The 13,481-nt window shown below is 43.2% G+C and carries 14 protein-coding genes; all 14 read left to right on the plus strand.

Translation table 11 applies throughout. From position 1 onward, the window contains the following. Positions 1 to 6: 6 nt before the first annotated feature. The 14 genes from R7P36_RS00135 to R7P36_RS00200 all read left to right on the plus strand — a co-directional run bounded on the left by R7P36_RS00135 (position 7) and on the right by R7P36_RS00200 (position 13,478). Positions 7 to 1,743 carry a recombinase family protein gene (locus tag R7P36_RS00135; RefSeq protein ID WP_318121945.1) on the plus strand — a complete coding sequence of 579 codons (1,737 nt, stop codon included), beginning with the start codon at positions 7 to 9 and terminating at the stop codon, positions 1,741 to 1,743. A 33-nt stretch (positions 1,744 to 1,776) separates the two neighbouring features. Then, entirely contained in the window at positions 1,777 to 2,088 is a 312-nt protein-coding gene (locus tag R7P36_RS00140; protein WP_023667227.1) for a hypothetical protein, read from the plus strand. A 36-nt stretch (positions 2,089 to 2,124) separates the two neighbouring features. After that, positions 2,125 to 2,775, plus strand: a complete 651-nt coding sequence (locus tag R7P36_RS00145; protein WP_029848893.1) for a hypothetical protein — start codon at positions 2,125 to 2,127, stop codon at positions 2,773 to 2,775. Positions 2,776 to 2,876: 101 nt separating this feature from the next. Further along, on the plus strand, positions 2,877 to 5,051 hold the full coding sequence (locus R7P36_RS00150) for a DNA-directed RNA polymerase (RefSeq protein WP_318121949.1): 2,175 nt from the start codon (positions 2,877 to 2,879) through the stop codon (positions 5,049 to 5,051). 333 nt (positions 5,052 to 5,384) lie between these two features. Next, positions 5,385 to 6,389 (plus strand): helix-turn-helix domain-containing protein, encoded by a 1,005-nt coding sequence (locus R7P36_RS00155; protein ID WP_318121950.1) that lies wholly within the window; start codon positions 5,385 to 5,387, stop codon positions 6,387 to 6,389. A 101-nt stretch (positions 6,390 to 6,490) separates the two neighbouring features. Further along, positions 6,491 to 7,030, plus strand: coding sequence for a resolvase (locus R7P36_RS00160; RefSeq protein ID WP_029853615.1), 540 nt, complete (start codon positions 6,491 to 6,493; stop codon positions 7,028 to 7,030). A 137-nt stretch (positions 7,031 to 7,167) separates the two neighbouring features. Beyond that, positions 7,168 to 7,758 (plus strand): single-stranded DNA-binding protein, encoded by a 591-nt coding sequence (locus tag R7P36_RS00165; RefSeq protein ID WP_097371860.1) that lies wholly within the window; start codon positions 7,168 to 7,170, stop codon positions 7,756 to 7,758. Next, positions 7,759 to 8,118 (plus strand): RusA family crossover junction endodeoxyribonuclease, encoded by a 360-nt coding sequence (locus R7P36_RS00170; RefSeq protein ID WP_175422832.1) that lies wholly within the window; start codon positions 7,759 to 7,761, stop codon positions 8,116 to 8,118. A gap of 12 nt (positions 8,119 to 8,130) precedes the next feature. Then, on the plus strand, positions 8,131 to 9,774 hold the full coding sequence (locus R7P36_RS00175; RefSeq protein WP_023667234.1) for a toprim domain-containing protein: 1,644 nt from the start codon (positions 8,131 to 8,133) through the stop codon (positions 9,772 to 9,774). Then, the gene (locus R7P36_RS00180) at positions 9,774 to 11,825 is read left to right on the plus strand and encodes a DNA polymerase (protein ID WP_318121953.1); all 2,052 of its coding nucleotides are present in this window, start codon (positions 9,774 to 9,776) and stop codon (positions 11,823 to 11,825) included. The genes R7P36_RS00175 and R7P36_RS00180 overlap by 1 nt, the downstream gene beginning before the upstream one ends. 296 nt (positions 11,826 to 12,121) lie before the next feature. Next, positions 12,122 to 12,553, plus strand: coding sequence for a tellurite resistance TerB family protein (locus R7P36_RS00185; protein ID WP_005490066.1), 432 nt, complete (start codon positions 12,122 to 12,124; stop codon positions 12,551 to 12,553). Positions 12,554 to 12,718: 165 nt separating this feature from the next. Further along, on the plus strand, positions 12,719 to 12,916 hold the full coding sequence (locus R7P36_RS00190; RefSeq protein WP_005490208.1) for a DUF1382 family protein: 198 nt from the start codon (positions 12,719 to 12,721) through the stop codon (positions 12,914 to 12,916). Next, complete coding sequence (locus R7P36_RS00195) at positions 12,900 to 13,148, plus strand: hypothetical protein (RefSeq protein ID WP_005490177.1); 249 nt, start codon at positions 12,900 to 12,902, stop codon at positions 13,146 to 13,148. Before R7P36_RS00190 ends, R7P36_RS00195 begins: the two co-directional genes overlap by 17 nt. Before the next feature lie 42 nt (positions 13,149 to 13,190). Next, a complete protein-coding gene (locus R7P36_RS00200) occupies positions 13,191 to 13,478 on the plus strand; it encodes a hypothetical protein (RefSeq protein ID WP_023667239.1) in 288 nt (95 codons plus the stop codon). Positions 13,479 to 13,481: the final 3 nt, after the last annotated feature.

Consider the following 13,481-nt stretch of genomic DNA (forward strand, 5'->3'; position numbering starts at 1 on the left):
ATAACAGTGATAATAGCTTATTCTTACTTACGTCTCTCAACCAAGGAGCAGATCAAAGGGGATGGTGTTCGTCGTCAAATGGAAGCCACTGAAGCGGTTTGCAAGGAAAACGGCTGGCAACTTTCACCAACAACATTTCGTGATTTAGGACTCTCTGCTTTCAGTGCCGAAAACCTTAAAAAAGGTGACTTCGGTATTATCCTCCAACTCATAAAAGAAGGCTCAATCTCTTCAGGTAGTGTTCTCATTCTAGAGAACGTAGACCGCATGAGTCGTCAAAACCCTCAAGAATCTGTCTACACGATGCTCGATATAATTCGCGCAGGTGTACGAATCTATACGATCCACGATAAGCGTCTACACGAAAAAGACAGCCAAGATAGTTTCATGAACCTCATGTTGTGGGCGTTAGCTGCGGAACGTGCTCATGAAGAATCCCTTACTAAATCTAGACGAGTCCGTGAAGCTAAAGCAAAGGCGAGACAGAAAGCTCGTGAAGAAGGCAAGGCTATTATTGGTCGAGTACCTTCATGGATACGCAAGGTCACACCTAAAGGCGGTGAGCCATACTATGAACTTGATGAAGAACGTGCAGAAGTAGTCCGTCTAATCTTCCAGTTAAAACTTGATGGTCATGGTTTAGGCGCGATTACCAACGAACTTGTAAAGCGCGGTATTCCTCCAATGGGGAACCGTAACGTTCGTAAAGACCTCGCTCCGAAATGGCAAGTGAGTACGATTCGTAAATGGCTGTTATCCCCAACGGTTTACGGTCAGTATCAACCTCACATCCGAGTGGACGGTAAGAAAGTACCTGAAGGTGATCCGATTGATAACTTCTATCCTGCTGCGGTAGACCGCGAGACCTTCTTAAAGGTTCAGACCATGCTAGGAAAGCATTCTAGAGGTCGTACAGCAGAAGAAGGTGAGAACATGCTTAGAGGTCTTCTTCGTTGTGCGTGTGGGGGTAACTTGAGTCTCCACATTACGAAGAGAGGCGATAAGCGTTATAAGTACCTGCGGTGTAATCACGACTTTATGGAGTCCTGTCAAAGTAAGCGTTTTGATTATGACGGTATTGAATCTCTTATTGTAAGGGCAGTTCACTCAATTGATTGGGCAGACGTTCTTAACGTTCAGTCAGGTAAAAATAAAGATACCATCAAGACCCTGAAAGAACGTAGAGACGTTCTAATAGCAGACCTTGAAGAAACGAATAAACGTATGCTCAACCTTTCTAACCAGTTAGAGGTGATGGACGAGCCTTCCACTTTTCTTTTGAACCGTTTAAGTGAGTTAGAGAAAGGCGCTAAACAGAAACAGATTGATTTAGACATGGTAGAGAGCGAGTTACATTCTGTAGAACGTGTAGAGGAAGAGGCTGGTAGTAAGTTCAGAAGCAGTTTCGAGATTGTTGAGTTGATTGGTTTTAATACAACGCAAGTTGAAAAAGAGGATATGGTCAAGAAGCGCGTGAAGATGAACGCTGTCCTAAGAAGGGAAATAGATCATATCCTAGTCACTAAGGTTGATAACCAAGATTGGTGGCTTTGGTCTGCTGTTACTACAGGCGGTGTACCTCTTTTTGACCTAAAGATTAACGCTAAGGCTTCTAAGGGAATTATTGACAGTGAATACTCTACAATGCCTGAACTGAGTTACTACAAGATAGATAGAAGAAAGTACAACAGAGTGAACAGAAAACAAGTAGGTTTAGTTGACAGTGTGGAACTAAAATCTTAAATTAGAGCCAAACGAAACGTTAAGGTAAAGGCTATGAAACCAACCAATAAGAGACTATTTGAACTTGTTTGTAAGTCAGCTAAATCAACCTACATCCAAGCTATTAACGATCACCTTGGGACTCAGTTCTTGTCATACATCCAAGACGAATTGAAATCCAACGTTAGACGCTTGAAGGCTCTTTTAGACGGTCAAGAGGACTTACCCTCTACGGACAAACTTGAAGAGATCTTGAAGGTATCAGAGAAGGCTTGCTCTACAGAGAATAGGCAGTTATTGGTTGGTCACTTGGAATACATACATGAGACGCTTGAAGATATTCAAAACGATTGGATTAAAAAATAACCTCCCTTCGTATAAGAGTAACCTAGAGGTATCTATATGAGTTCTACTATTTCAATTGAAGTTTCTCCTGAAGAAGCGCAACTGCATTTAATCCAACGTCAACGAGAAGAAGAGGCTAAAGCTTATGCTCGTAAGAAGGCGAGGGAGAGACAGCAGCAGTTAGCGTCTATGGGAATGTATGGTGATCTAGATGGTTCACGTAAAGAGGTTCAATCACAGTTAGATAAGGCAATCGAAGGTTTTGAGAAGTTTTTGGAAGGTAAGTATCACTCGTTAAGTAAAACAGCGAAGCTACTACCAATTTTAAAAACAATACCTAAGAAAGACCGTGAGACCCTTATCTCTGATGCTTTAGACGTAATGTTAAACTCAGTGGACAATGTAAGTCTTACTGGTGTTGTTCACCGCTTAGGTGATCTTGTAGAGGTCTCAGTGAACTTCATTAGAGAACGAGAAGCAAACAGCAAGTTAACCGCTAAGTTGAAACGAGCGTTAGAGCAACAGTCTAGTGCAGCAGGGCGTATGAGAACCATCCACTACACACTCAGAGTTAATCACCAAACGTGGGAAGAATGGAACCCTGATGTAAAGGTGGTCTTAGGTCAGATAATCCTTCACGTTCTTATGGAATCAACTGACTTGTTCGAGACTGAGACACGCGAGGTACACACTTCTAGTTATTTCTAAAAGTTCACCATTGTTATTGGTTGCAACATATAAACTAAATATTTAAAATTAAGCATCGAGGGTTGATAGCCTTCGGTGCTTTTTTGTTATGAGGTGAGGAAATGAAAAGAATCGACACTTTCTTAAAGTTATCTCCTAAAGCTGCTGAGAGAATCAATAAACACGCAGAAGCAGCAATCGCAACGGCTAACTGTCGTCTTCCTATGGTTGTACCGCCTGTAGAGTGGAAAATGGGTATGACTGATGGAGGTGCTTACCTTACTTCTTACAGTCCACTTTCTCTCTTCAAGACTCGCAACAGAGAACTACTAAAACAACTACGTGAAGTTAAGAGTCCTGAGTTCGTTCACTTCCTTGATGGTCATAACGTGGCTTCACGTACTGGTCACTGCATTGACGTTGAGACGCTTAACCTCCTAAAGATGATCGTTAAGCAGCCTCGTAAGTTTGCCAAGCTTCCTAACTTCAACGATGAAGAAGCAGAAATGCCTCTGATGGAAGCAGACCTACGAACTGCTCAAATGATCTTGGAGAGTAAGCCTAAGAACATTTCAAATCACGAGTACCTAAAGCGTCTAGACGGTGAACACAAGGTAATCGTAAAGGCTCTTATTGATTGGCGTAAGAAGAAGCAGAAAGCGCGTCAAAAGGCGGTAGAGAAAGCAGGGGCTAGAAGTAACCTCCTACGTACTATCGAGATCGCTGAGAGTCTGAAGCACTACACATCAATCTATTTCCCTACACAGTCTGATGATCGTGGTCGTGTTTACTACGCAACGCCTCTACTAAACCCTCAAGGTGCAGACCATGAGAAGGCTCTTATCTTGTTCGATGAGGCTAAGGAAGTAGGTAAGACAGGTTGGGACTGGATGCGTATCAACGTAGCTAACCTAATGGGCTTCGACAAGGCTAACTTCAAGAAACGTATTGCTTACGTAGAGGCTCACAGAGAAATGATTGAGTCGTGCGTAGCGAACCCGATGAGTGATTTCCGTTGGGAAGACACAGATAAACCTTTCCAGTTCCTACAAGCTGCTCGTGAGCTAGTTAAAGCTTGGTCAATGGAAGACCCTACCAAGTTCAAGAGCCGTGTAGGTATCGCTTGTGATGCGTCTTGTTCTGGTCTTCAGATTCTAGGTACGCTGACTCGCTGCGAATCCTCTATGAAGTTCACTAACTGTCTACCTGCTGAAGTAGATGAGAACGGTGAAGAGTTCATGCAGGACATTTACGGTGAAGCTGCTCGTATTGCTGCTGACTTGATGCGTAAGGTTGCTAAGGGCGAGAAAGAGGCTCGTAAGTACCGTGAAGCAGACTATGAGATCAAGGGAAGACCTCTCAAAGACCCTCAGAAAGAAGCTGAACGTGTAGCTAAACAGTTAGCCAAAATCGAAGAGCAAATCGCTAAAGACGAAGAGCAACGTAAAGCTGACCGTGAACATGCTGAGAAGCTTCTAAACTGGTCTTACGCTATGAAGGATGAGTACAGCTTTACCCGTAACTGGCTGAAGCGTAACACCATGACGTTCTTCTATGGTTCTGCTCAATTCGGTATGCGTGATCAGCTTATCGTTGACCATCTAGAGCCTGAGTACAACAAGGTAATCGAGGTGGTAGGCAAAGAGGGCGATCCTACTTCTCTAGGCTTCCCTTGGGCTACTCTAAAGGATGCGAAAGACGCGGCAACTGTAGCAGGTAACATCAACTACGATGCTATTTGTGCAATGGCTGAACGCCCTTCACGAGTTATGCAGTCACTACAGCGTTACGCTGAGTTGATCGCTAAGTCCGGTAAGAAGATGCGCTGGACAACGCCTCTAGGCTTAATCGTAGAGCAACGCTACGAGAAAGTAGAGAAGTACAAAATCGACTCTATGATCACTGGTCAGAAGCGTATGCAGACGACAACGCAACGTTCAACAGGTGAGGTCGATGCGAACGGTCAGAAAAACGGTGCGGCTCCTAACTGGGTTCACTCTTTGGACGCTTCTTTACTCCTAAAGGTTCTCTCTGTGGGCTTCAAGAAGTACGGTCTTAAACACTGGCGAGTGGTTCATGATTCTTTCGCTGTCCACGCTGCGGATACCGAGACGATGGTAACACTGCTTAAAAACACTATGGCTGATATGCTTGATAGAGACCTACTAAAACGCACTGCTGAAGAGTTAGAAGCACAGATTGATGAAGAGTATCGTAAGGACATTATCCCGTTCCCTGAGCTTGGTGATGAGGCACTTATTGATAAGCTACGTTTAGCACAATATCCATTCTGTTGATTATAAAACTCGTTGTTATTCATAGGGATACCGAAAGGTGTCCCTTTTTTTGTCCCTAAATTTCAGATTAGAAAAACTCATATAACGCATTAATAAACATCAATTAGTACGCGTTCGTATTTAGTTCACACATAGGAACTAAGTTAATAAAATTGTCAGTAGTTGCCTCTGGTTGTGACCTCCTTCCCACTAAGCATGTAACTACACGTGCGCCTTACGTCATTTCGCAGAGGCAATCACCTAAATCGCCTGTTTCAAATTCCTCCCTTCCTACAGGAGTGATGGCGATTCCTCCTTAGAGATTTCTTAAAGATTAACGTTAAGGTGAACGAAATGACTAAAACTACTATGACTGTTGCTATTGCGGATATTACTTTCGAACGTGCTCTTCAATTCCGTACCTACACAGACGCAACACACGTAGCGGATCTAGCTTCAGTTTGGGAAACAGACGGTAAATTCCAAGAGCGTCCTGTTCTATCTCGTGTAGTAGACGAAGAAGGTAACGTTAAGTATTACGTTAAGGACGGTACTCATCGAATCCTTGGTGCTAAAGAAGCAGGTGCAGAAGAGATTGAGGTTGATGTAGTAGAAGTAGAGGACTTCGAAGGTGCGCTCTTTGAGGCAATCGACGTAAACACTCGTCATGGTAAGGCTGCTACTGTTGATGATCTGAAGCTTATCATTCGTGCAGTGAAAGAGTCGTCACGTGCAGATGACTACAAGAAGTCTCGCTTCGCATGGGACAAAAATAAACTTCGTGCTCTCCTAAAATGCTCCCCACGTAAACTCTCACGTGCAATCGTAGATACTAACGCTGAGTTCGACTTAGAGCGTGACTACGAGATCCAAAAGCTATACGAAGAAGGTCTCTCACAGGTAGAGATCTCCAAGAAGGTTGAATGCTCTCGTGACACAGTACAAAGAGTAATCGCTGCTTACGAAGAGACTAAGGCTGCCGATTTTGACCATGTGGCTCAGATCGGCACCCCTGAAGATGAACTAGGTGGTCAACCTGTCCATTCTAGCCAAATGGCTAATTTGGACACCCCTAACGAAGAACAAGAAGATCAACCTGCCGATTTTGACCATGTGGCTCAGATCGGCACCCCTTGGGATGATGATGTGATTGAACTTACAGACGACTACGACTTCGAAGACGATGTAGCAGATGACGTTGATAACCTGATCAGCTCTCTATGTCGTCAAGAAGAGTTAAATGTAGTGAAACACACAGCAACTCCTAAAGTGGATATTGAACAGTGGGCTGCTATGTTCTTCTCCATGTCTTCGGAGGAGCAAACAAAAGCCCTAGCTGCAATTAATGTTATCAAATAGTTCACCATCGTTATTGATTCTCATATGTGAACATTATGACCGTCCTTCGGGGCGGTCTTTTTTTGCATCCCTTCCTATCAGGTACAAACAAAGGAGGTTCTATGTTTCCAGATAAAGATCCATCCAAGCTCCCCAAGTATGACCGCGCATTGAAGGTCTTGAAACTAATGGGAGAGGGTATGGAAGCTCATCAAATTGCTAAAGTGCTAGGTCGTCCACTTAGTACCATCTACAAACACATCACAGCTTTCCGTCACTTAACGGGAAAAGAAGGTATCCATAAGCAAAACGTGGCGTTTAACGCTTTGTTCTTTGTCCGTATGGGTATGTCACAGCGAGAAGTAGCGCGATCACCTCTGTTTGCCATTGATCACAAGTTTATTTCTGACTTATGCGCTATGGATTGGGCTATTCGAACCCTCATGGGGAACATCAACGTTGAAGCTATCAGTGCAATGGTCGAGCTAGGTCTACAAGCACAGCAACGCGATCTTGAGTCTGTCCGTGAACCTATCGCTGCTCTTTCAGATGCCTTTGACACTTTCCTATGTCACCTACCAGACGATATTCCACCTCTCCTAGAGGACGCTATCACCGATCTAACGGAAGCAGTGATCGAGCTAGAAGACCGTGTGAGTTAGTCCCTTCCTATTAGATTGACTTACAAGGAATTTTTAAATGAGAACACGTTATTTCGTTGACGAACACGGTGTTGTTCACTTCTCGAACCCTCGCAAAGAAGGGGAAAACAATAACAACCAAAAGGAGTAGCTACTTAATGGCATTTAAGATTGTTTATGCAAAGAAAGAACTAGCAGGTATCACGCTTACAGGTTACGTAAATATCAGCAGACCTGACACTTACGATCCAGACAAACCAACGTTTAAATTCAACACTGAGTTGAGCGGTGAACTAGCTGAAAAGCTTGTTACTGCTATTGAATCAACACTTGAAGAGCAGTCACGTGAACTTGGTGCAAAACCTTCGAACAAACGTCCATACAAGCGTTTAGATGACGGTTCTGTTGAGTTCAGTTTTAAGGTTCGTCAGTTTGCGGAAGGTGAATATCCTTTCAAAGTTTGGGATATGAAAATGAACCCTATAACTGAAGTTCCAAACCTAACAGCAGGTACAGTCCTTAACTTGAACTTTGCGTTCTACGTGTCTGAGTACCGCAACAAATCATTCATTGCCTTACAGCCTACACACATTCAGATCAAAGAAGCCAAGATCTATGAAGGTGGTGGTAACGCACCAACATTCGGTGCAGGTGAAGGTTATGCAGTAGAAGATGGGGAAGGTGCAGCTCCAAGCTTCGGTGGTCGTCCTGAAGCTCAAGACGACGATGAAGATTACGGTGACTTTTAATTGGTAGACCGCTTTAGCGTTCGTATTAAGCCACTGTCCACTAACGAAATGCACTTAGGGCGTAAGGTGGACAGTGCTAAATACCGCAAATGGAGTGCTCAAGTCTGTAGGCTTCTCCCGCCTGTTGAAACACTCCAAGTTGACTTCACAAAACCTATCGCAATCCACGTTGATGCTACTTTCCGTAACCGCCTCTCTGATTTAGACAACATTTGGAAGCCTCTGCTAGACGCTATGCAGAAGGCATACCCTGAGTTTAATGACAACAAAGTCGTGGTTATGTCTGCAACCAAGTACATCACGAAGGATGAAGACGAACTAGGTTACGACATCAAGCTTTTCAATACGAAAGAACCTTAAAGGTATCCCTCAATGGCTCAAGAAAGCAATTTCTTACGTAAAGAGCCATGTCCTGAATGTGGCTCAAAAGATAACTTAGCTCGTTATGATGATGGTCACGCTCATTGCTTTACGAACGGCTGTAAGTATTACGAGCCTCCAACCGATGAGCAAAACAAGAAATCAAACAAGCAAAGTAAACCTAAAGAACCTGCAACGAACCAACGTAAGGAATTTAAACCTCTAGACGGTGAGGTACGCGCTCTAACTAAGCGAGGAATCCGCGAGGATACCTGCAAGAAGTACGGCTACAAGATTGGTCGTATGAGTGGTGGTGAGTGGGTTCAATACGTTGATGTTCGTGATCCTTTCACTCGTGAATTAGTAGCTCAGAAGATCCGTACCGAGGACAAGAAGTTTCTCGTTAAGGGCAAGCTGACAGGTGAGTTGATAGGTTCTCATTTGTTTTCAGGAGGTCGCAAGTTAATTATCACTGAAGGTGAGATTGATATGCTGACCGTCTCACAGGTGCAATCTAACAAGTATCCTGTGGTTTCCCTTCCTAATGGTATCAATTCCGTTAAGAAAACCATTATGAAGAACCTAGATTATCTAGGTAACTTTGAAGAGATCATTATCTGTTTCGATATGGACGAAGTGGGGCGTGAAGGAGCTATAGAGGCTGCTGAACTGCTCATTGACCATAACGTGAAGATAATGAGTCTACCCCTCAAAGACCCCAACGAAATGCTTTTAGCTGGACGCACAGAAGAGTTAGTTAACGCTATCTGGAACGCTCAAGAACATCGTCCTGATGGTCTATTGCCAGTTGAAGATCTCGTTGAGGCTGCTCTTAAACCCTTACCTAAAGGCTTACCTTGGATTTACAACGGAATGAACGTTTCTAGTAACGGTCGTCATTTCGGAGAGATCCACACTATAGGTGCAGGTACAGGGGTAGGTAAGACTGACTTCTTATGTGCTCAAGCTGACTTCGATATTCGACACTTACACCAAAAGGTAGGTTTGTTCTTTATGGAGAATGACCCTACAGAAATCCTTCAATATCTTGGAGGTAAGGCTGATAAGCGTCTCTATTACGAAGCAGGGCATCCAGATCAATTAGATTTAGAGGCACAAAGAAAAGCATATAAGAAATACTCTGGTCGATGCTTTATCTATGACAACTTCGGTCTTTGTGATTGGCAGAAGGTTAAAGTAAAGATTCTTTATCTAATCGGTAAAGGTTATCGAATCTTCTACATTGACCATCTAACTGCATTAGCTACAGGTGGAGAAAAAGACGAGAAGAAAGAACTAGAAGATATTATGGCTGATATTGCAACCTTTGCGAAACGTCATAATGTTCTATTCCATTTAGTCTCTCACTTATCGACCCCTGAAGGTAAATCACACGAAGAAGGTCAGCGAGTAAGTATTAAACACTTCAAAGGTTCACGAGCTATTGGTTTCTGGTCACACGCAATGTATGGCTTTGAGCGAGACCAACAAGCAGACGATATTAATATTCGAAGCATTACAACAATACGCCAATTAAAGCGAAGAAAGTTTGGTAAAGGGGTAGGTAAAGTTACCCGTATTAAATATGACCCAACAAACGGTATTGCTTCAGAAGTAGGTGAAACTTACCAAAACTCTCAATCAGAAGATTTCTAATGAATGAAAGACTTTGTTATGACATTGAGACGGACGGATTAATTGAAGAAGTAACTAAACTTCACTGTATTGCAATTATTAACGTAGATACTTTAGAAGAGGCTTTATATGCTGATTCTTTAGTGATGATGACTCAAGGCACAATTAAAGATGGTCTTGATCGTTTAAATAAAGCCAGCCTAACTTTAGGTCATAATATTATTAAATATGACCATCCAGTAATTAATAAATTAACTGGTTATGAACTTCCTAAAGATAAATCTTTCGATACTTTAGTTGCAAGCCGTCTCGTATTTTCAAATATAAAAGACATTGACCAACGTAATTCTGGCAAATACACGCTAGGTAAATTATTTGGTTCTCACTCTCTAGAGGCATGGGGTATCCGCTTAGGTGGACAACAGAAGATGGAATACGCTCCTGTTATAGACCCTGCTCAACCTGTCTATGACCCTACGGTCAAACCTAAAGACGCTAAGAAAGACCCTCGATGGAAAGGCAGTATCTTCACGCCAATGATGGGCGATTACTGTATGCAAGACGTTCGAGTTAACGTTGAGTTGTTCCGTCGATTAGAGCGCAAGATACACCAATTAGGTTATGCGCGTTCAATGCTTCTCGAACACGAAGCGGCTTGGGTTCTAGCTCAACAAGAGCGTAACGGATTCAAGTTTGATGAAGAGAAAGCAATCAAGCTCTTAGGTCGTCTAGCAGGGCGTAGAGAGTACCTATACAACAAGCTCATTGAGACCTTTGGAGGTTGGTGGGTATCTGATGGTGTAAGCGTTCCGGCTCGTACCATCAACTATAAAGACCCAACGAAGCCTTCACGTGTTCAAGGTGCTCCCTTCACAAAGGTAAAGTGGGTTGATTTCAATCCGTCCTCTCGTAGACACATCATTAAAGTTCTTACTGACCGTGGCTGGACTCCCCAAGAGTTCACACCAAGCGGTGAAGCTAAGGTTGATGAGTCGATTCTAAAAGAGTTGGACTTCCCCGAAGCTCGCCTAATGGCTGAATGGTTCCTCGTTCAGAAGCGTTTAGGTCAGCTTGCCGATGGTAATCAAGCCTGGTTAAACACGGTGCATCCTGATGGGTTCATTCGTGGCTCAGTTAACCCTAACGGTGCTGTGACAGGACGAGCAACACACAGCTTTCCTAACGTGGCTCAAGTTCCTTCATGTAGTGCTGAATATGGTGCTGAGTGCCGTGAATTGTTCACTGTTCCTGATGGTTGGTACTTATTGGGTTCGGATGCTTCAGGCTTGGAGCTACGTTGTTTGGCTAACTTTATGGCTCGTTATGACGACGGTAAGTATATCGACGTTGTTCTTAACGGTGACATTCACTGGTCGAACGCACAAGCAGCAGGTTTTATACCTAAAGGCACTATTAGAGATCCACACAATCCGATCCATGAAGAAGCGCGTCGAAAAGCAAAAACATTTATCTACGCCTTCCTATATGGCTGTGGTGCTGAATTAACAGGTCAGCAGGTTGGATGGACTGAAGAAGAATATCTCAACTGGAAAGCTAAAGGTGCTCACAAGCCGATTATTAACAGATTCAAGCGTCAAGGTAAGCCTTGGACTAGAGAAAAGATCTGCAACATTCTGAAAGGTGAAGAAGTACAGAAGAACTTCATGAAAGGTCTTCCTGCATTAAAGAACCTAATTGATGAATGTAAAGAACTTCATAAAGAGCAAGGTTATATCGAAGGCATTGATGGTCGTCGTATTTATACACGCTCTGCTCACGCAAGTTTAAATACCTTATTACAAGGTGCAGGTGCTTTAGTTTGTAAAGCTTGGATTGTTGAAATTGAGAAATTAGCAATTGCTGAAGGATTTAAACACGGTATTGACGGTGACTTTATGTATTGCGCATGGGTTCACGATGAAGTCCAAATAGCGTGTAGAACAAAAGAAATAGCTGAACGTATTGGTCAATTATGCCAAGTGGCAATGACCAACGTTGAGAGGGAATTTAATTTTGTTTGTCGTCTTGATGCTGATTTCGATATTGGTAAATCGTGGAAAGAAACACACTAAAGGTTAATTAAATATGTTTGGTCTTTTCGGACGAAATAAAAAAAGAAAAAAAGAACGAAAGCGTAGAGAGTCAAATAACAGAAGTTTCGAGACTCTTTATCGGCAACATGAAATGAGTCATTTAGATGGTGAAAGTTTTAGTGGAGGAAGTTCTATTCGTAGTTCTTCCTCTTCTTCTTTCTGCTCATCGTCTTCGGACTATTCATCTTCAGATTCTTCATCTTCAGGTGGCTTCTCAGATTAAGAAGTCACTTCAACCTAATTCAAATTAAAAACAAATAGAGAGGTATTAAATAATGTTCGGTCTATTCAAGAAGAAAGCAAAAGCAGCACAAGTAACACTTCACAAAGTAGAAAACCGTGATCTGATGGAAGCTATCGTAGCAGGTGCGGTCTTGGTTGCTCATGCTGATGGTGATTGCTCTACGGCAGAACTAGAGAAACTAGACAACATTATCGCTGCGAACGACAACCTAGCTCACTTTGGTTCAGAGATCGGTAAGACCATCGACAAGTACGCTGCTATGTATGAAGCAGGTGCGCGTCTAGCCAAGATGAAGCTAATGAAAGAGATCCGTGACGTTGACAGTGACGAAGCTCAGAAAGAAGAAGCATTCATTATCGCTATCGAGATTGCAGACGCAGACGGTGAGATTGATGAAGCTGAACTAAGCGTTCTACGTGAGATCGGTAAAGCACTAGGTCTAAACCCTGACAACTACATCTAATTCTCATGAAGTTTCTACGCTCATTCCTACTCCTAGCGTTCTTCACCTTCCTATTTGTTTTCCTAATAAACACAGTAACCGTCCTCTTTGGGGTTGCTCTATATGGTGTGATCGCTGTGATTCTATTCTTCATTTATAAACTATTGATTCGTAAAGGTATTCGTAATGGAAAAGACTAAACAAGAACGTATGGCACATAGTGTTGAACTGGTTGAGGCTCTACTAGAGGCAGGTATCGAGTTCGTACCTGTACCTGTTGTTAGCAGTGAAGATAAATCCATGCTTATGAAGTCTTCGGTTGCCCGTCTTGAAGCCATTCAAGAGGCGATCATCAAGGAGGCTCTTAATGCTGCGCTGCACTAACAAGGAGATGCGAAAGCTCCCTTTGTTTAAGAACCTAGCTAACACGTTTGGTGCTCGTAAGGCTAAACGCCTGTTTGGGCTTGCTGAGTGCTACGTGTCGTTTGTTCCTACCGTGGCTCTATTGTCCTTTGCTCTTTCGTGGAGTGACACGCACGAGGGCTTTGCGTACTGGCATCACCTAGATACCCAAGTGCGTAAACGCTGTGACTACGAGCTAACCCTTACACTTTAACCAGATAGCCTCCCTTCGGGGAGGTTTTGAGTATTTAACGCTATGAAATTCATCAAAGAAAACTGTCTTGATTACATCAAACGTATCGTTGAAACGAACAACTCAGATCCAGAAAACCGCAAAATCACTCGTGTTGAAGTGAACCCTAATGAATGGGACGAAATCGCTAAGACTTATCCAGTGAGCCGTAACCAATACTCGCTACGAATCGCTCTCTGTAATCCAACCAACGTGTTCATGCGCGCCCGTTCTTCTCATCCTCGCTTCAACGTTCCTTACGACGAAATAGAGGTCGTGATGAAACGAACAGAACACGATGAGGACTTTTAAGGG

The sequence above is a fragment of the Vibrio sp. 397 genome (assembly GCF_033339395.1).
In the GTDB taxonomy this organism is placed as follows: Bacteria; Pseudomonadota; Gammaproteobacteria; order Enterobacterales; family Vibrionaceae; genus Vibrio; species Vibrio alginolyticus.